Annotated in this window: 17 protein-coding genes and 1 tRNA gene; 10 read left to right on the plus strand and 8 right to left on the minus strand. The window is 43.3% G+C overall.

Annotated features, from left to right (window positions below; all coding sequences use genetic code 11):
- Position 1: 1 nt before the first annotated feature.
- Positions 2-1,417, minus strand: coding sequence for a type I glutamate--ammonia ligase (glnA, locus tag Q9R21_RS01690; protein WP_004279641.1), 1,416 nt, complete (start codon positions 1,415-1,417; stop codon positions 2-4).
- A gap of 808 nt (positions 1,418-2,225) precedes the next feature.
- Here glnA and Q9R21_RS01695 point away from each other — a divergent pair.
- The 7 genes from Q9R21_RS01695 (at position 2,226) to Q9R21_RS01725 (ending at position 7,649) form a co-directional block, all read left to right on the plus strand.
- Entirely contained in the window at positions 2,226-2,810 is a 585-nt protein-coding gene (locus Q9R21_RS01695; RefSeq protein WP_004646400.1) for an aminodeoxychorismate/anthranilate synthase component II, read from the plus strand.
- 9 nt (positions 2,811-2,819) lie between these two features.
- Positions 2,820-3,866: an anthranilate phosphoribosyltransferase gene (trpD, locus tag Q9R21_RS01700; protein WP_005246849.1), complete on the plus strand. Its 1,047-nt coding sequence runs from the start codon at positions 2,820-2,822 to the stop codon at positions 3,864-3,866.
- A gap of 20 nt (positions 3,867-3,886) precedes the next feature.
- A complete protein-coding gene (gene trpC, locus Q9R21_RS01705) occupies positions 3,887-4,693 on the plus strand; it encodes an indole-3-glycerol phosphate synthase TrpC (RefSeq protein WP_311203589.1) in 807 nt (268 codons plus the stop codon).
- A gap of 197 nt (positions 4,694-4,890) precedes the next feature.
- On the plus strand, positions 4,891-5,574 hold the full coding sequence (locus tag Q9R21_RS01710) for a Smr/MutS family protein (protein WP_005246851.1): 684 nt from the start codon (positions 4,891-4,893) through the stop codon (positions 5,572-5,574).
- 93 nt (positions 5,575-5,667) lie between these two features.
- Entirely contained in the window at positions 5,668-6,216 is a 549-nt protein-coding gene (folE, locus tag Q9R21_RS01715; protein WP_004730181.1) for a GTP cyclohydrolase I FolE, read from the plus strand.
- 323 nt (positions 6,217-6,539) lie between these two features.
- Positions 6,540-6,974, plus strand: a complete 435-nt coding sequence (locus tag Q9R21_RS01720; RefSeq protein ID WP_004646396.1) for a hypothetical protein — start codon at positions 6,540-6,542, stop codon at positions 6,972-6,974.
- Between the two features lie 114 nt (positions 6,975-7,088).
- The gene (locus tag Q9R21_RS01725) at positions 7,089-7,649 is read left to right on the plus strand and encodes a DUF4385 domain-containing protein (RefSeq protein ID WP_311203590.1); all 561 of its coding nucleotides are present in this window, start codon (positions 7,089-7,091) and stop codon (positions 7,647-7,649) included.
- 10 nt (positions 7,650-7,659) lie between these two features.
- On the opposite strand, the gene Q9R21_RS01730 is transcribed toward Q9R21_RS01725, so the two are convergent.
- The 5 genes from Q9R21_RS01730 to hemE all read right to left on the minus strand — a co-directional run bounded on the left by Q9R21_RS01730 (position 7,660) and on the right by hemE (position 13,718).
- Positions 7,660-9,057 (minus strand): diguanylate cyclase, encoded by a 1,398-nt coding sequence (locus Q9R21_RS01730; protein WP_311203591.1) that lies wholly within the window; start codon positions 9,055-9,057, stop codon positions 7,660-7,662.
- Between the two features lie 198 nt (positions 9,058-9,255).
- Positions 9,256-11,142, minus strand: coding sequence for a DUF4105 domain-containing protein (locus Q9R21_RS01735; RefSeq protein WP_311203592.1), 1,887 nt, complete (start codon positions 11,140-11,142; stop codon positions 9,256-9,258).
- 77 nt (positions 11,143-11,219) lie between these two features.
- Positions 11,220-11,690 (minus strand): DUF3015 family protein, encoded by a 471-nt coding sequence (locus Q9R21_RS01740; RefSeq protein WP_004279577.1) that lies wholly within the window; start codon positions 11,688-11,690, stop codon positions 11,220-11,222.
- A 143-nt stretch (positions 11,691-11,833) separates the two neighbouring features.
- Positions 11,834-12,637: a DUF817 family protein gene (locus Q9R21_RS01745; RefSeq protein WP_311203593.1), complete on the minus strand. Its 804-nt coding sequence runs from the start codon at positions 12,635-12,637 to the stop codon at positions 11,834-11,836.
- A gap of 10 nt (positions 12,638-12,647) precedes the next feature.
- Complete coding sequence (gene hemE / locus Q9R21_RS01750; RefSeq protein ID WP_311203594.1) at positions 12,648-13,718, minus strand: uroporphyrinogen decarboxylase; 1,071 nt, start codon at positions 13,716-13,718, stop codon at positions 12,648-12,650.
- 205 nt (positions 13,719-13,923) lie between these two features.
- Between hemE and Q9R21_RS01755 the strand changes: the two genes are divergently transcribed.
- The 3 genes from Q9R21_RS01755 to Q9R21_RS01765 all read left to right on the plus strand — a co-directional run bounded on the left by Q9R21_RS01755 (position 13,924) and on the right by Q9R21_RS01765 (position 17,300).
- The gene (locus Q9R21_RS01755; protein WP_311203595.1) at positions 13,924-15,147 is read left to right on the plus strand and encodes a L,D-transpeptidase; all 1,224 of its coding nucleotides are present in this window, start codon (positions 13,924-13,926) and stop codon (positions 15,145-15,147) included.
- Positions 15,148-15,327: 180 nt separating this feature from the next.
- The gene (locus Q9R21_RS01760) at positions 15,328-16,026 is read left to right on the plus strand and encodes a pirin family protein (protein WP_311203596.1); all 699 of its coding nucleotides are present in this window, start codon (positions 15,328-15,330) and stop codon (positions 16,024-16,026) included.
- 302 nt (positions 16,027-16,328) lie between these two features.
- Complete coding sequence (locus tag Q9R21_RS01765) at positions 16,329-17,300, plus strand: class I SAM-dependent methyltransferase (RefSeq protein WP_180085208.1); 972 nt, start codon at positions 16,329-16,331, stop codon at positions 17,298-17,300.
- A gap of 129 nt (positions 17,301-17,429) precedes the next feature.
- Here the strand turns inward: Q9R21_RS01765 and Q9R21_RS01770 are convergent.
- Together Q9R21_RS01770 and Q9R21_RS01775 are read right to left on the minus strand one after the other, a co-directional pair.
- Positions 17,430-17,519, minus strand: a tRNA-Ser gene (locus Q9R21_RS01770).
- A gap of 87 nt (positions 17,520-17,606) precedes the next feature.
- On the minus strand, positions 17,607-19,643 hold the full coding sequence (locus tag Q9R21_RS01775) for an FAD-dependent oxidoreductase (RefSeq protein WP_311203597.1): 2,037 nt from the start codon (positions 19,641-19,643) through the stop codon (positions 17,607-17,609).
- Positions 19,644-19,660 lie beyond the last annotated feature (17 nt).

The raw sequence follows: 19,660 nt of genomic DNA on the forward strand, positions 1-19,660 counted from the left end.
ATTACAAGCTGTAGTACATATCAAATTCAACTGGGTGAGTAGTCGTGTTTAGACGACGAACTTCTTCAGTTTTAAGCTCGATATAAGCATCAAGCATTTCTTTCGTGAACACGCCACCTTTTAACAGGTAATCATGATCCGCTTGAAGTGCTTCAAGCGCCATATCCAGGCTATGCGCCACTGTAGGGATTTTTGCTTCTTCTTCCGGTGGAAGATCGTACAAGTTCTTGTCAGCAGCTTCACCTGGGTGGATCTTGTTTTGAATACCGTCAAGACCAGCCATCAACAATGCCGCGAAACCTAGGTACGGGTTCATCATTGGATCTGGAAAACGCGCTTCAATACGCTTGCCTTTCGGGCTAGACACGTAAGGAATACGGATAGATGCAGAACGGTTACGCGCTGAGTAAGCAAGCATAATCGGTGCTTCGAAATGTGGAACCAAACGCTTATACGAGTTTGTAGAAGGGTTAGTGATCGCATTCAAAGAACGGGCATGTTTAATTACACCACCGATGAAGTACAACGCCATTTCTGAAAGGCCTGCATATTCATCACCAGCAAACAGGTTTTTGCCGTCTTTAGAGATCGACATATGCACGTGCATACCAGAACCGTTATCGCCAACCATTGGTTTAGGCATAAAGGTTGCTGTTTTTGCATATTGATGCGCAACGTTCCAAACCGCATATTTGAACTGTTGAACTTCGTCTGCTTTACGCACCATAGTGTTGAAGCTCACACCAATTTCTAACTGGCAAGAAGCAACTTCGTGGTGATGTACTTCTACACGACCTGGACCCATGATGTCTTCGATACGCGCACACATGTCTGCACGCATGTCATGTGAAGAATCTACAGGAGGAACTGGGAAGTAACCGCCTTTTACGCGTGGACGGTGACCAGAGTTACCGCCTTCGTAGTCTTTGTTAGTTGACCAAGCAGCTTCTTCAGCGATCAATGTATGGCGCGCGCCAGACATGTCGATTTCCCATTTTACTTCGTCAAATACGAAGAATTCTGGTTCTGGACCAAAGAATGCAGTATCACCGATACCGGTAGATTTCAAATATTCTTCTGCACGGCGCGCAATCGAACGTGGGTCACGATCATAACCTTGACCAGTTGATGGCTCGATGACGTCACAAGTTACAACAACTGTTGGCTCTGCAAAGAACGGGTCGATAAAACCTGTTGCCGCATCCGGACGTAAAATCATGTCCGATGCTTCGATGCCTTTCCAACCTGCAATTGAAGAACCGTCAAACATTTTGCCGTCTTCAAATGTATCTTCATCAATACTGTCTGCTGGGTAAGTGACGTGTTGCTCTTTACCCTTGGTATCAGTAAAGCGAAAATCGACCCATTTTGCGCCACTTTCTTGTATGAGTTGAAGGACCTTGTTCGCCATGCTCATTTTGCTCCGATGTTTTTGTTGCACCCGTGAAGTGCGTGTTAGCAGTTGATAGTTATTAAGCAATTACCGTACCAACTTTTAAAAGTATAGATAAAATCTTGAAATCTTTATAAGAAATCATGAAGTGACAAAAATACTTTGCGGCTATTATACTAGCTGCAAAACTAAATGCACTATATTCAAGCATTCTTCATTTATTTTATTTCAGCTTTATTTTTTAGCGCACCTAAATAGTGCATGTATCTATAAAAATGTATAAGAAACATAGCTTTTTATAGCAAATATGCTGCTTTTTCTTACTTTTGTTATATTTTTACTTGTTTTTGGCTAAAAATTGAGCTTTTTTTAGTAGATATCAGTAAAGAAAATTTTGCGATTCATTTGGGATTGTATGCCTATTATGAGGCATTTTCTTTAAATCTACTTTCAATAGAAAAGTTTATACAAAGCTTAATTATTCAAGTGATGTTTTTTTCATCAAACTTTTAGCCTCTCTTTGATCTCATTTTTTCATTTTTAAGTTTTACTCTAAAAAATACTCATTTAAAACTTTCTATGAATAAGCCTATTACTTTAAATCATTATAAAACTTTTATTTAATTTCCTACAGGTTATTAAAGCTATTAAATTGAGCGAAATTGTTGCGCCGAATGCAGCTATTTTTTGCTATGATGAAGCGTGCTTTATTTTCACACAATGAAATCAATGATTTAGTTGTGTCAGGCAAGTGCTTGCAACACGTATAAATAAAGTACGATCTGGACAACATTAGCACAGTCAAGTGCATTAATTTCAATAGGTTAAGCTCATGCTTTTAATGATCGACAACTATGACTCCTTTACTTATAACATCGTCCAATATTTTGGCGAACTGAATCAAGAAGTAAAAGTAGTCCGTAATGATGCCGTGACATTGGAAGATATAGAGCGATGGCAACCTAAGTATTTAGTGATTGGTCCCGGCCCGTGCTCGCCAAGTGAAGCAGGGATTTCTATTCCTGCTATTCAGCATTTTGCTGGCAAAATTCCTTTACTGGGCGTTTGTCTTGGTCACCAAAGTATTGGTCAGGCATTTGGCGGTGATATCGTGCGTGCTAAACGTGTGATGCATGGCCGTCTGTCTGATATGTACCACAGTGATACCGGGATTTTCAGCAATCTTCCTTCTCCATTTCCTGCAACGCGCTATCATTCACTGGTGATTGATCAAGCTACCTTGCCTGAATGTCTGGAAGTGACCTGCTGGACCAATGAAGCGGACGGCTCTATGGAAGAAATTATGGGTGTGAAACATAAGACATTGCCGGTCGAAGGCGTGCAGTTCCATCCTGAATCGATTCTGAGCCAGCATGGTCATCAAATCTTTAAAAACTTTCTCGAAATTTATGCCTAAGAACATCTTATGAATATTCAACAAGCTTTAAGCAATATTACTAAAAACATTCACCTGACTCAGGATCAAATGCAAGACGTGATGCATGCCATCATGTCAGGTGAAGCGACCGATGCCCAGATTGGTGCCCTGCTGATGGGCTTACGCCTTAAAGGCGAAAGCATTGATGAGATTACCGCAGCTGCACGTGTCATGCGTGAACTTGCCACTAAAATTGATGTCAGTGACATTCCTTATCTGGTCGATATCGTCGGTACAGGCGGTGATGGTCAAAACCTGTTTAATGTCTCTACTGCTTCGGCATTTGTAATTGCAGCAGCGGGCGCCACCATTGCCAAACATGGTAACCGCGGCGTTTCGACCAAATCAGGTTCGTCAGATTTACTGGAACAGGCGGGGATTAATCTTGACCTGAACATGCAGCAGACTGAACGGTGTATCCGTGATGTCGGTGTCGGCTTCCTGTTTGCACCCAATCATCATCAAGCCATGAAATATGCAATCGGCCCACGTAAAGAATTAGGGATTCGCAGCATTTTCAACTTACTTGGCCCGCTTACGAATCCGGCCGGAGTAAATCGTTTAGTCATTGGGGTATTTTCCAATGAACTCTGCCGTCCTATTGCCGAAGTCATGAAACAGCTCGGTGCTGAACATGTGATGGTGGTACATTCACGTGATGGGCTGGATGAAATCAGTATTGCCTCCTCAACTCATGTTGCTGAACTGAAAAATGGCGAAGTTACCGAATGGGACATTATTCCTGAATCGGTCGATATTGAGTCGCAAACTCTGACCGGACTGATTGTGGAAGATTCTGCGCAAAGTCTGGCTTTGATCAAAGACGCGCTGGGCAAGAAAAAATCAGACATCGGTGATAAAGCCGCGAACATGATCGCGCTGAATGCCGGCGCGGGTATTTATGTCTCCGGTTTAACCAGCAGCTATAAGCAAGGTGTTGCGCTGGCACATGACATTATTTACGGCGGTCAGGCACTTGAAAAAATGAGTGTGCTGTCTGAATTTACCAAAACCATTAAACATTACGAAGCTTAATTCGGTCAGGGATTTTGATCATGGTGGATATCGCAAACACAATTTTAGGCAAGATTGTTGACCGTAAAAAAGAAGAATTTGCCCTACGTTTAAAGCAGAAAAGCTATAAAGATCTGGAAGAACTGGCACAAGGTGCATCACCTGTGCGTGGTTTTGCCCAGTCTTTAGTGTCGAAACGTCCGGGTGTCATTGCTGAAATTAAGAAAGCTTCGCCATCCAAGGGCATTATTCGCGAGAACTTTAACCCTGCGGAAATTGCAGCACAGTATCAGGAGGCAGGTGCAGCCTGTTTATCGGTGCTGACCGATGTAGACTTTTTCCAGGGTCACGATGACAACATTCAGATTGCCCGTTCACATTGCGACCTGCCTGCACTGCGCAAAGACTTTCTGATCGATCCTTATGGAGTTATCGAAGCACGTGCCCTGCATGCAGACTGTATCTTGCTAATTGTGGCTTGCCTGTCTGACCAGCAGTTAGAAGAAATGTCTAAAACTGCATTTGAACATCATCTGGATGTACTGGTTGAAGTTCACGATGAAGAAGAACTATCCCGTGCTTTAAAACTTTCTGATCGTTGTCTGCTCGGTGTAAATAACCGTAATTTAAAAACCTTTGATGTGGATTTAAACACATCATTACGTTTGAAAAAATTACTGGACCCTTCACGCCTGCTGGTGACTGAAAGTGGTATTGCCACACTTGCGGATGTTGCGATGATGCAGAAAAATGATATTCACGCCTTTCTGGTCGGCGAAAGCTTCATGAAACAGCCACGTCCGGATCATGCTTTCCGCGATCTGTTTGGTGAGCCTGAAGCGGTTTAAAATGTAAATGCTCACCTAAGCATTAAAAAAGCCCAATCTCAGGATTGGGCTTTTTTATTTTCAATATTGAAAAGTAGATCATAGATTCTCGAGCGTATTTAAAATCCTCAGCAATGTCATGAACGCAATTCAGTTCTCCTTTGTCTATTTTCAGACTATAATTCTTGTAAATTCCGCATCTCCCTTGTTTTTACATTATGAGTAAACACGATTCTTCATTATCTAAAGATCAGTACAACCTGCTGAAATCTTTTAAGAAGCAAATTACACAGCCGCAAACGCCTGCGGTCGTTGCTGCACCTGTTGAAAAGACTGTCGAGCAAGAAGCGTTAGAAGAACTGGAATTATTCCGCAAGCAAATGCAGGGCGTACAAAAAATTGAATCGGGAAATACGGTTCAACTGGACAAACCACGCAAGAAAAAGCCGGATGCACAAATCCTGGCAAAGCGTGCAGCGGCTACTGGCCCGCTGGAAACAGAGGCAATGGCTTTATCAGATACTCAGGCCATGCTCAATCCTGTCGGCAGTCAGGCCAACTTGAGCTATCGCATCGCCACCTTGCAGCATAAAGTGTTTGAAGACTTGAAAGCCGGTAACTTGCGCTGGTTTGAAGCTGTGGATCTGCATGGCTGTACCGTGGAAGAAGCGCGTCAAGCCGTGCTGCAGATTATCCAGATCGCCAAAGATGAAAATCAGAACGTGATTAAAATCGTACATGGCAAAGGTCCGGAAGCGATTTTAAAAACCTATGTCAACGGCTGGCTACGTCAGCATCGCGATGTTTTAGCTTTTGTCAGTGCACCTGAAAAGCAAGGCGGTACCGGTGCAGTATTGGTTCTGCTCAAACGTGCAGAAAAGAATCCAAAGTTCAAACAGTAAACGGTTTTAGCCTCAAAACAAGGCATTGTAAAAGTTTTCTGCTACAATGCCGTCCTTGTTCATTCTCAGTTTAAGTGAATACGTCATATGACTATGCAGCAATCCTACGCAAACATTCTTACTGCCGTTGGCGAAGATCTAAATCGCCCTGGTCTCAAAGATACGCCTGTGCGCGCTGCGAAAGCATTTTCATATTTAACCTCGGGTTATAGCCAGACACTTGAAGAAGTGACCAACAAGGCGGTCTTCCCTTCCGATAACCGTGAAATGGTACTGGTCAAAAACATCGAATTTTATTCGCTATGTGAGCATCACTTGTTGCCATTTTATGGCCGCGTACATATTGCCTATTTGCCGGAAGGTCATGTTTTAGGCCTGTCCAAATTTGCCCGTATTACTGAAATGTTTGCGCGCCGTTTACAGATTCAGGAAAACCTGACTCAGCAAATTGCAGAAGCAGTGGCTGAAGTCACCAAAGCACGCGGTGTTGCAGTAATGATTGATTCTGCGCACATGTGCATGATGATGCGCGGTGTAGGCAAGCAGGAATCAACCACACGTACGGTATCATTTATTGGTGATTTTAAAACCGACAAAGAAACACGTCGTGAATTTTTAAGTGCGGTTCCAGAAAGCTATTAATTATTAAAGCTTAAAAATAAGTTACTCAAGGCCTCGATCATTCGGGGTTTTTTGCTTTTAAAGGAAGAGGATATCAATACTTAATTCAAAAGCTCACTTGCTATAAATAACACCTGGTAACAGGGTTTAAAGACCTGTCCCAAAACTTGCTATGTTTCAGTCTAGAACTCAAACAATTCCTGCTTGTGTTTGCAACAAGCCTACACTTGGATACACGATAAAGTTTTAATCCTGCCGCTCTCCCATTAAAGTAATTTGAAGTTGATATACAGCAAAGCGCTTTATATCTTTCTGATTGATTTTTAATGATAAGGAAAGTAACCATGGCGAATAGTAAAAATAACCAGGCGAAAGACAGCAAAAAATCAGCAAAAACTGCTAAAAAGACCCAAGATGAGAAACTGAAAAAGTCGAATAAGAGTAGTGACAAAGACAGTGATCGCAAAGTCACTAAAAAAGCGGCGAGCAGTAAATCTAAAGCGGCATCTTCTAAGAAAGACAATGCCAGCAAAGATGAAAAAGTGAAGGCGAAGAAAAATTCGAGCTCAAAAGCCAGTGATAAAGCGAAAGACCAAAAGACCTCTTCCGCGAAAAAACCGGCTAAAGCGAAAAGCAGCAACAAGAGTAAAGACGACACTAAAGTGAAAAAGTCTTCTTCAAAAAAATCGGCGCCTGCTAAAAAGCAGTCGAGTAGCTCCTCTAAGAGCAAGTCAACCAAGGCTAAAACCTCGAAGACCAGTTCAAAAAAATCGAAGTAAAATGAAAGCCCCTAGCTCTAAATGACAGGGGCTTTTCTGTATCTTGTCCTTTCGTTTTTATAATTTGTATTAGCTGAAATATTGAGTCATTTTAAATTTCAGAAAAGGCCGAATATGAAGTCATCTGCCAAAGTAACCCCACCAAAACGTCCGTCACGTGTAGTTTCGAATAGTTTTGATTATTCTCTGGACTTTGCAAAGATTAATTTTCGTAAACGACCCGAGCTCTACCGGATTGGCCGTGGTGAACAAGGTGTATTACTGGTTGAGCCTTATAAATCGGAAATCCTGCCACACTGGCGCTTTGCAGATGAAGCAAAAGCCCAAGCCAGTAGCGAGAAAATCTATCAGCTTTTCTTGGACTATTTAAAACAAGAAGATTTTATTGGTGCGGACATGGCACGCAAGTTTTTACAGATGGGTTTTACCCGTGCCCGGCGTTATGCCAACCATAAAGGTGGCAAAAAATACGATGGCCCGGTTCCGGAAGACAAAAAAGGTTTAAGTGGCGCGCATGGCCGTTCAGAGCTACCGCGCAATCAGGAAGACCCGGTTAAAGCCGCTGCTGCCAAAATCTTTAAACAGAAATGGGATGAAGCTAAAAATCATCCCGAATATCTTCAGCAAAAAAAGAAATTTCAGGAATTTATAGAGCAGCAGTCTGCAACTGGATAAAACCTTTTATTTAAACAGAGAGTGGCTGTGCGACTGGGTTCAAGGACTGATGAGCCATATAGACTCTGTTACGCCCGTTGTTCTTCGCCATATACAAGGCAGAATCTGCCGCATTCAGGAAGCGCTGATAATCCGGATGTCCATCATAAAGCACACAACCAATACTGACCGTAAATTTAAACTGCTGGCCTTGTGCCGAATTAATCATGCCATTTTCAATATATTTACGCACACTTTCGGCAATATTCAGGGCACGTTTTTCATCAGTATCCACCAGTAACAGCAAAAACTCTTCACCGCCGACCCGGAAAGCATAATCACTGCCCTGACTGTATTTTTGCAATGCTTCGGCCAGAAATTTCAAAGCCAGATCACCTGCTGCATGTCCGAATTTGTCATTAATACTTTTGAAATAATCAGCATCAATGGCAAGTAAAGACAAAGGCGTATGATTCTTACGGGAAAAAGTGATTTCACGTGAAATAATGGTATTCAAATAACGACGATTCAATAACTGGGTCAATGAATCATTACCTGATTCAATATATTCGGCCACCTGAAATAACTGATCTACTAACAACTGAATCTCACGGTTCAAGTCACGGATTCGCTGGATCAGTCCCAGCATATTGTTTTTGTCCGTACAGTCCATAATATCTTGATTAAGTTCATCGACTTGATAAATTCGCTCAATGATTAAATCGACCTGATCAGAACCGGTAAAAGCATAAGAGGCTTTATGAATAAACCATAAACCAAACTCCGACTTGGACAACATCGGATGATTCAATTTTTCATGCTCAGAAAAGACCTTGAACATGAGCTCATTTTCCCAGTCTAGCAATGAACTGCGCTGTTTATCTTTTTGTACGGCCACATCCTGCATCGCTGAAAAAACACGATAACTGTGTTTAATTTCCTGATTCATGGCTGTTTTGGCTTCATAAGATCGGCACATGACTTCTGTGGCAAATCCCATGATCTGGACAATATAACTGCAGGTGGTCAACATACTGTGGTCAGGATTCTCATCCAGCAGTTCAAACATTTTACGCTCAATTTCACGTACACCGCGCATGATCAGCCAGGACGGAATTCCGACACGTGCATGCACATGCCCCACCATCGCCTGTTTCTGCACGGCATCGGCATAGCGTTTATTAATTCCTACACCAAAGCTTTCAAGTAGCCAGGCATTTAAAGTGTCGCGCAAGCGCTGTTGAATCAAGTCATCGGAAAAGAATTCTGCAGATTCCTTTTCAAGGAGCATGTTTTTATAGAATTCTTCCACCAGAATCAGGGAATGATCTTGAATAAAGTGAAAGGCATGCAATAAGTCATCAGATGAATAATTTTGACAGATCTGTTCCCATTGCTCGGCCAGTCTTGCCATGCATTCATTATTCATACTGTCTGTTCCCCAAAACCTTGCTATTTTCACTCAAATTATGTGACAAATATAACAAATATCAGGTATTTTTCCTAAAATATCGACCAGATTATTTGTACCCAACCTAGCCAATTTTTTTATACAAGGGAAAACCGAACAGCAGCCTCATGGATACACAGCACTTTATGAATAGTGTTAATCAGTTTTAACTAAATCTTAAAAATACCGGATCAAACCAAGACTCCATTGATCCCAGTCTTTGGACTGCTGTTGCTGATATTCCCAAGACAGCCGAAGTGCATGTTGTGGATTGAATGCATATTGGAGTTCAGTATTCAGTTTCAGCTGCCAGCGATGCGAATCTTCCCAATAAGGCAGTTCCACCTGCACCAGACTGTTAATCTGATCGCTCCAGATATTCTGGCACCCCACAGTAGGGCCAGCACCTACGCGCCAGCCTTGATCCAGTGCCTTGCCTGCCTGTAGCTGAGTTTGCATTTGCGCATAACATAGATGTTCACGGCTGGCATTTGCCCAGCTATAACCACCCTGAGTTTTTAAGCTGGCGACGCCATGCTGTTCATCTTCACTAAACTGGCCATGCGCATCCAGTGCCTCCTGTTTCCAGCCCAGATTAAAACCCCAGGATAATGGCGTATTAAACGGATTGACCGGGTTATAGGAATTGACAGTAAATAGATCCAGATGTTCCAGCTTGAGCTCACTGTCACGATATTGCAAAGCCCCATCCAGAAACAGCAATTGTGTGCCGGTTCGAAAACCGCCTTGCGGGTCGATGAGATCATGATAAGCCTGCCGATGTCCAAGCTGGACAAAGGATTCTCCCTGAACCTGTCCGGCCTGAAGACTGATATTGCGTGCATGATGGCTTTGTACCGGATCTATTTTTGGACGTTCAGGTGCTTTACGCTGTTTCTCGATATCCAGCTGGCTTCTTAAGCCTAATAACTTGCGAAAACGTGGTTGAACAAAAGATTCATCGACTTTTTGTCGGAGAAAGTCCAGATATAAATGATCATAGGCCATTTCCAGAATTTTGGCCTGATCTTCTGCCGGATAAGGCTGCAAAATTGAAAGCATTACACCTGTTTCTGCATAAGCTAACTGATGCGCAGTTTTTGCCAGCGCTTTGCCATGCTGTCTGGATTGAGCCAGCAATTGAGTTTCAAGCGCTGGACGGTAAACTTTCTGTTTGATCAAACCCTGCTGTTCTACGACTTTCAGTGTTTCAATCGGAATCGCAGTCGAATTAAACTGTTTCTGTAGATTTAACTCGGGACGTACCAGATCAAATAGCCCCAGCAGGCGATAAGCACAATTATCATTGATAAAATAATAAGGGAAACTTACATTTTGCATTTCCCAGAGATGCTGTACCAAAAATCTGGTTTCTTGCGGGCTTAAGTTTAATTCATATTCCCACAAATCCCGGCTTTCAAAGTCACCATATTCTTTGACCTTGCGGTAATACGGCATCAGGGAATATTCACCCGGATATTGTCCGGTCAGCCCTTTCCAGGCAAAGGACCAGTTGTCATTGCCATCGACCGTTGCGGCATAGTTGACTGCATAAGAAATCAGATTGAGTTGTTGCTGGTCTTTAGGGTCCAGCCGCAACAAGGTATGCCCGAACATGGAGCTCGGATTACCCATAAAATCCGTGGCATAAATCAGGGTTGCCTGATAAGGCTTGACTTCGCCAATCCATTTATCCAAATCCGGACAACTGACCGCAGGCAATTGTTGCTCGGAAATATTCAATTGCTGTATTAACCAGCTGCTGCGTGCAGGAAACTTACAGCGCACGGACTGATTCGGCTCTGCGCTCAAAAATAAAACCTGAATGTTATGCTGTATTTCTTTTTTTAAATCAGTTTTTCCCTGCTCTGCCAGGAAATAGCCCGAATAGCTAACCTCGCTATGACCTTGGGGATTGGCATACATGAGACGTTGCCAGGTGGTACTCTGATCCAGACGCTGGGTTTCGGCATGAGTTAGATAATGCTGGATGTCTGGATTAATTTCACTAGAAAAACTTAAAGGGCTGAATGTCAGGCCCAACATGAAGAACGCATATTTCATTCAGTTAACTTATTCTCATCAATTTCTTTTAGTCATAAGAAAACCCTGCCAGAACAGCAGGGTTTTTGAGGTGCGGATCAGATGTAGGATTTCAATACTTCATCTTTGGCCATCACAGTTTGTAAGGTGCTTAAAACTTGTAATGTATTCTGGTTTTCTTCGGAATAAATTTCAGAGAAATTCTGCTTGGAAACGCTAAAGAAACGAGCTTTATCTTCAGATTTAATATTCAAAAGTTCGGCCAGAACATTCAGGCTTTCACCCTCACCAACTGCCATATCACGCGCCAGTGCTTCAGCGTTTTCATTGGTAAAGGTCACCACTTGAGCGGTTACGGTACCGCCCTGGCTACAACCCAAAGTACCAAAAGTGATCCCGAGCCACTGATTCGTGAACAGAACGTTGGTCGTACCTGCAAAGAGTTTAGGAATAATACCAGACTGACCCGCCCACACCTGACTTCCGATACCACAACCGACATCTCGGTCAGCCATCGCCATGCTTGAACCTGTCGCCAATACCGCCGCCAGCATAATTTTTTTCAACATAGTTATTCTCCAATTATTCTCATGCAATCTTTGTTATTACTCTAATAATGTAATTTAAACTACATACTCAGCAGAGTAGCGACAAGTCAAGTTTGGCGCAATTGAAAAAATGTATGCTTTACATAAACATAACCTGATTGATTTTACTGTTCTTTGAGCGCCCAATCGCCTTGTGAATTACGCTGTCCCAAGATTTTCAGTACTGACACCAGACTCAGCAATAACAACAAATACCAGGAGCCCAGTTTGCCCCATCCCACCATATGCCATTGCTCAATCTGGCTTGGATAGAGCCAGATCTGGTAAAAGGTACTGATGTTCTCGGCAATCCAGATAATAAACGCCAGAATCAGCAGTACGGGTAACATCGGCAACTGAAAAGTATGCCGATTCAGCTGAAAGCGAATTCTGGTTTTCCAGAACATCAGCACGCTCCAGACAAATAAAATCACCCGATAATCGGGAATAAAAAACTTGCTCATAAAGTTGATATAAGACAAGACAGCCAATGTCAGCATATGGCTAAAACGCGGCAATTTTTCAAATGAAACCTGATATAGACGTAAAGAGCGCGCAAAAAAACTGCCGACCGCAGAATACATAAAACCGGCAAATAAAGGCACGGTCAGGATTTTAAATATTGCGGGTTGAGGGTAATGCCAGGAAGCAATTGCCGGATGGGTCAGGAAGATTTCCATCACCATGGCCATGAGATGAAATAACGCAATCACTTTGGCTTCAGCCCAGGATTCCAGTTTGGTATAGAGCAATATCACCTGAATCAGCAAAGCAAAAAAAAGCAGATAGTCATACCGGTAAAAACCAAAGAAGAGATCGCTGCCCATAGAAGCAGTCAGCGCAAAAGCGAGCAGGAGTAAAATCCCAAATAAGGCAGCCGAAGCTGCCTTATAAGTAAATTCAAACCCTGATTTGAATAGATCGATCAAGGTTTACATCCTAAAGATATTTGGCACTATACTCATGTACGGTATCAATAAATGCTTTTGGATTCGCCGGATCAACCCACTGGGTAATACCATGACCTAAATTGGCAACATAACCGGTTTTCTCGCCATTGGCATAGGCATCATCCAGCATGGCTTTTGTCGCTTTAATGATGGTGTCTGATGAACCATATAAAGTTGCAGGATCCAGGTTACCCTGAAGTGCTGCACGACCAGCAACCGTTTGACGAGCGACATTCAATGGCGTGGTCCAGTCCAGACCAAATGCATCTGCGCCTGTCGTAATCATCGGTTCCAACCATTGACCGCCACCTTTGGTAAACAGAATTACCGGAATCTTGCGGCCGTCTTTCTCACGTTGCAAACCAGCGACAATCTTCTGCATATAGTTCAGCGAGAACTCGATATATTCACGATGTGCTAATGCCCCACCCCAACTATCAAAGATCTGTACCGCTTGTGCACCCGCATCGATCTGCGCATTCAAATATTCAGTCACTGCATCAGCCAGACGATCCAGTAAAGCATGCAAAACTTCAGGCTGCACATACATCATCTGTTTGGTAAAACGGAAATCCTTGCTTGAACCGCCTTCGACCATATACGTTGCCAGAGTCCATGGACTGCCCGAGAAACCAATCAGAGGAACCTGACCGCCCAAGGCTGAACGAATGGTCGAAACGGCATTCATCACATAATCCAGATCCGACTTGGCATTAAATGCAGGCAGATTGGCGACATCCTGTTCGGTACGGATGGTCTTGTGAAATTTCGGGCCTTCACCGGCTTCAAAATACAGCCCCAGTCCCAAAGCATCCGGAACCGTCAAGATATCCGAGAATAAAATCGCGGCATCAAGATCATAACGGCGTAAAGGCTGCAAAGTTACTTCACAGGCCAGTTCAGTATTCTTGCAAAGCGAAAGGAAATCTCCTGCCTTGGTACGCGTTTCGCGGTACTCAGGCAAATAACGGCCAGCCTGACGCATCATCCATACTGGCGTAGCATCTACAGGCTCACGCAACAATGCGCGCAGAAAACGATCATTTTTTAAGGTCGTCATTCACATTCCCATCTTTCTTTGACATTGCCAACATCATAGCAAAAAGGCCGCAGTTTTAATAACTTCTGGCAACTTTAAAAACCGATCGGATTGAACGGCAACCTAGTGATTTACACAAAACAACTACTGCATCTCCACATTTTTTCTGTAATACTTATAGTGTTTTTTCACATAGTTAAAGAAATAATTCTTAAGGTTGAGTTACATGTTCGTTCGCACAATGCTCGCTGTGAGTCTAGGTTGCATTTTCGCAGGTCAAGTTTTTGCCGCGTCTACTGCTGAACAACCATTAAAACCCCAAGTGGTGACTGATGTTGCAGTGCAAGATCCGATTGATCCATTAGCAACTGAAGCTTCAGCGGCCCAAGCAGCACCTGCAGAAGCGCAAATTACCGCACAAGAACAACAAGACTTAAAACAGGCATCTGAAGCGCTGAATGAGCTACAGGATACCGAAGATCAGACTGCTTCTATTGGCGCAGCACCAAATACCAAAGCATCGACTAACTCTGCAACGACCAAAGCTTCGTGGACTTTAGACGGCTTAAATAATGCCCAGTGGTATGAAAATATCGGTGCAGGTCAATTCCCAGTTTACGCACGTGCACATGTCATGCTGAATAATGCCCATGCATCACCGGGGGCGATTGACGGAACCAGCGGTAAAAATACACTAAAAGCCATTGCATCTTTCCAGCAAATGAATGGCATTAAACCGACAGGTGTTTTGACTCAGGAAACCTGGGATAAACTAGTTGCACGTCAGGGTTCTAAGCCAGCCTTTGTTGAATACACCATTACTGAAAAAGATCTGGCAGGCCCATTTGCCAAGTCTATTCCTTCAGATTATGCGTTACAGGCGAAAATGAAAGGCTTGTACTACACACGTGTCAGTGAAATGTTGAGTGAAAAATTCCATATGGATGAGAATTTCTTAAAGAAACTCAATCCAAATGCTAACTTTAATAAAGTTGGTGAAAAATTACTGGTCAGTAATGTACGTAATGACTTGCCTGAAGGTATTCACTTGATTGTTGCACATAAAGGCGCGAAACAACTGTACTTATTTAACAGTAAAAATCAAATGATCGCGTCATTCCCTGCCACCATTGGTAGTGCGGATACACCATCTCCAACCGGAACCTATAAAGTAACAGGTGTTGCACCAAACCCTTGGTACAGCTATTCACCGTCTAACTTTGTACAAGGTAAAAACTTAAAACCACTATCTTTACCACCGGGTCCTAACGGTCCTGTCGGGAATATCTGGATTGGTTTAAGCAAGAAATCATTTGGTATTCACGGAACACCAAACCCGTCTACCATTTCGAAAACAGCGTCACATGGTTGTATTCGTTTGACTAACTGGGATGCCAATGATCTTGGCCGTAAAGTCAAATCTGGGGTAACGGTTCGTTTCTTAGAATGATGATCGGTCTGCCGATTTGAATAAAAATAGCCTGCTTTTGAGCGGGCTTTTTTATTCCTTATGTTTACTTTCAGCTCTGTCGTTGCAAAAATGCAATGATCTGTCGCCTATTTGAGATTTTTTCAGTTATAAAACGACAGTATGATGATCTCAAGTTAAAAATAATGTCGAGATAAAATCATGAATGCTTTTCTACATCCTAGCGAAAATCGTGGTCATGTAAAAATGGGCTGGCTGGAGTCTAAACACAGTTTCTCATTTGGTAACTGGTATAACCCAAAGTATATGGGTGTCAGCGCTTTACGTGTCATTAATGATGACCTGATTGATGGACATCAGGGTTTTGGAACGCATCCACATGACAATATGGAAATCCTGACCTGTGTGCTGAAAGGAACCATTACCCATCAGGACAGCATGGGCAATCATGGCGGAATCGCTGCGGGTGAATGGCAACTGATGAGTGCAGGAACAGGTGTGCGGCACAGTGAAATGAACCAAGGCGACGAACAGGTCCATTTACTGCAAATCTGGATTATTCCAAATGAACGTGATGCCAAGCCGAACTATCAGCAAATCCGTCTTGACCCGCATGAGCAACCGAACCAGTGGCATTTGATTTGTGGTCCGAATGACAATGCACCGATGCATATTCGTCAGAATGCCGAAGTCAAAACTGCGGTGATTCAGCAAGGCCAAAGTCTGAAAGTGAAAGCGACCCAGCATATTAATTATGTACATGTTGTTTCTGGCACTGTCCAGATCGCTGAACATACAGTTGAAGCTGGCGGCGCAATTGCTTTTCTAGATGATACAGAAATTAAAGCAAGCGAAGATGCGCAAGTGATCTGGTTTGATTTGCCGGAAGTACCCAACTAAGCTTTTAAAGCTCTCAGCTCTAATGGCTATTGATCCCAGTGATTAATAGCCATTTTTTATGAATCGAGAATAAAAGTAGACAGAAGCTTTATCAGAAGATAATTTTTTAAAAACAGCTATAAAAATCACACCAATTCACATCAGTTTTTTACTTAAAATTCTGGCATTTCAGGCGAAGATGAAGCTGATTCATTTCTATTGAATGAACGCATCGCGAATGGCTGATCTGGTCATGGTCTTATATGGGATTCAACGTCTATCCAGCTTTGTATTGATTTTACGTAAACCAAAGAGCAACGCTTATGAACCAGATTTTAGAAATTCAGAATCACCAGCAACATGCTCTGCATTTTTTACTAGCGTTTTTAAAACAACAAAACTATCAGTTCACAGCTATTACTCCGTTGTCGCATCAACGGATTTTGGATCGTAAAAGAAACGAGAAAAATCAGGAAATAACCCTGCAGGATATATTTGGCTGGAATCTGGAATTTAGCAAAACCGATCTTGATCCGGTTCTTTTTTCCTTGCTGGCAAAACAGCAACTTCTACAGGTTCAGGATGAGCAATACACCAGTCTGGTCAGGGTCGCCTCACTGGAAGGTGAACTCTTTATTCACTCTTCCTTTCCAACCACACAACAAGATGCTGTTTTTTTTGGTCCCGATACTTATCGCTTTGTCTATCATCTCAAGCAATATCTAGCCACCGAACCTCGCCCTTTCAAACGGGCTGCTGAAATATGCTGTGGCACCTCTGCTGCTGCCATCAGTATCGCCAAATACTTTCCAGATCATGAGGAAATCTTTGTAGCAGATCTAAACCCCAAAGCCTTGCTCTATAGTCAGCTCAATATTGATTTTTCGGGTTTTACTTCAATCTCTCCGGTGCAAAGCAATTTATTTTCCAATCTTGAAGGTCAGTTTGACCTGATTTTTGCTAATCCACCGTATTTAATTGATCCTGAGCAACGGCAATATCGTCACGGAGGTAATGAGCTCGATGGCAATGAATTATCTTTTAAAATTATAAAACAAGGCCTGCAAAGGCTAAATTCAGGCGGCCGTTTATTTTTATATACCGGCGCCACCATCACACGAAATGGCAATCGATTTTTACAGTATCTGCAAGACCTGATGCAGCAGCATCAAAATATTCACTGGTCTTATGAGGAAATTGATCCGGATATTTTTGGTGAAGAATTAGAGCAACCTGCTTATCAGCATGTGGAAAGAATTGCTCTGGCTCTGATTAAGATTGAAGTATGCGATTAAAGAATATCTGTTTATAAATTATCGACTTTTTAAATATCGAACCTCTTCAAGATCCGTTTTTTTTAAATCATTCTGTAAAATTCATCAGCAATAAAAAACCCCAATCTTTCGATTGGGGTTTTTAAAATTTGGCGGAAGCGGTGAGATTCGAACTCACGGAGGACTCACACCCTCGTCGGTTTTCAAGACCGGTGCATTAAACCGCTCTGCCACGCTTCCATGGGCGCAATAATACGGCGCTTTTATGCAACTGACAAGTGAAAGTTACAGTGAATCTGATTAACTGCATATAGTTTCATCAAATCCCTACAATTTGGCGGCCAATTCGGCTCCTTCACGAATGGCACGCTTGGCATCCAGCTCGGCAGCCAGTTTTGCACCGCCAATAATATGATACTGCGCCAAGGTATTTTCCCCAGCACTCGGCATCAGGTCTTTTACCGATTCCTGACCTGCACATACCACAATGGTATCCACACGCAATAATTGAGCATGGCCATCTACCTCAATCCATAAGCCTTCATCCGTGACAGATTTATATTGCACACCGCGCAACATCCGCACGGCATGTTTTTTTAACTGGGCACGATGTACCCAGCCTGAAGTCTTGCCTAGTCCTGCGCCAAGCGGTGTCTTTTTACGTTGTAATAGATAAATTTCCCGTACTGGAGGTTCTACTTCAGCACGCTGTAACCCGCCTTCAGTCACATAATCTGGATGAGAATCTACACCCCATTCACGCTTCCACTCATCCACAGGTTGCGGCTGTATTTGATGCGGTGGCTTTAATAAAAACTCGGACACATCAAAACCGATCCCGCCTGCGCCAATGACCGCAACACGATCACCGACAGGTGCGCCACGTAGCACTTCTGCATAAGATAATACTTGTGGTGCCTGACTGCCTTCGATATTCAAGGCACGCGGCACAACCCCTGTAGCCACAATCACCTCATCAAAACCCTCACGCTCCAACTGCTCGCGGTTGACTCGGGTATTGAGACGCAGATCAACTCCAGTTTTTTCTAGCTGCACTTTAAAATAACGAATCGTTTCGTGAAATTCCTCTTTCCCCGGAATGACTTTAGCCAGGTTGAACTGTCCGCCTACTTCATGACTGGCCTCAAACAGCGTCACATCATGCCCGCGACTGGCTGCGACAGTAGCAGCCGACAAACCTGCGACACCCCCACCGATCACTGCAATACTTTTTGGTTTTTTGGTTTTGACATAGACCAGTTCGGTTTCATAAGCGGCACGCGGATTGACCAGACAGGTTGCGCGCTGGTTTTTAAAGGTATGATCCAGACAAGCCTGATTACAGGCAATACAGGTATTGATTTCATCCACACGATTGGTTGCAGTTTTATTGACCCAGAACGCATCGGCCAAAAGTGGACGTGCCATTTGCACCATATCTGCCTGCCCTGATGCCAGAATTGCTTCGGCAGTCTCTGGCATATTGATCCGGTTGGACGCAATTACCGGCACCGACACATGTTTTTTGACTTCAGCGGTATAATCGACAAAAGCGGCACGCGGTACAGAAGTCACAATAGTGGGGATACGTGCTTCATGCCAGCCAATCCCGGTATTAAGCAAAGTAATCCCCGCCTTTTCCAAAGCTTTAGCTACGGTAATCACTTCCTGCATGGTATTGCCATCATGTACCAAATCGAGAAGCGACAAACGGAAACAGATGATAAATTTTTCGCCAATTTCCTCGCGAATGGCTTTGACAATTTCTACGGCAAAACGCATCCGGTTTTCAATCGGGCCACCCCAACGGTCGCTACGCTGGTTGACATGACGACTTAAAAACTGATTCAGCAAATAGCCTTCCGAACCCATAATTTCTACGCCATCATAGCCAGCCTTTTTGGCAATACTGGCCGTGTTGACATAGTCATGAATGGTATTCAGGATCTGTTTATCTGACATTTCACGTGGTTTAAAAGGAGAAATTGGCGATTTGATTGGACTTGCCGACACCACAAAAGGCTGATAGCCATAACGTCCGGCATGCAGAATTTGCAAAAGAATTTTGGCGCCATGTTTATGCACTGCATGCGTCACCAGACGATGTGGCGCAATATCGCCCAAGATATTCATGGTGCCGCCCGCCGGCAACAACCAGCCTTGACGGTTTGGCGATATTCCACCCGTAATCAGCAGACCTACGCCACCCTTGGCACGTTCGCCAAAATACGCTGCAAGTTTAGGATAATTATAGAAGCGGTCTTCCAGACCAGTATGCATCGACCCCATTACCACCCGGTTTTTAATGGTGGTAAAACCTAAATGCAGTGGTTTTAAAATGTTGGCATAGCGCGTCGTGGTCATAACAAATCCCTGATTAT

This window comes from Acinetobacter sp. RG5 (genome assembly GCF_031844265.1).
Lineage (GTDB): Bacteria > Pseudomonadota > Gammaproteobacteria > Pseudomonadales > Moraxellaceae > Acinetobacter.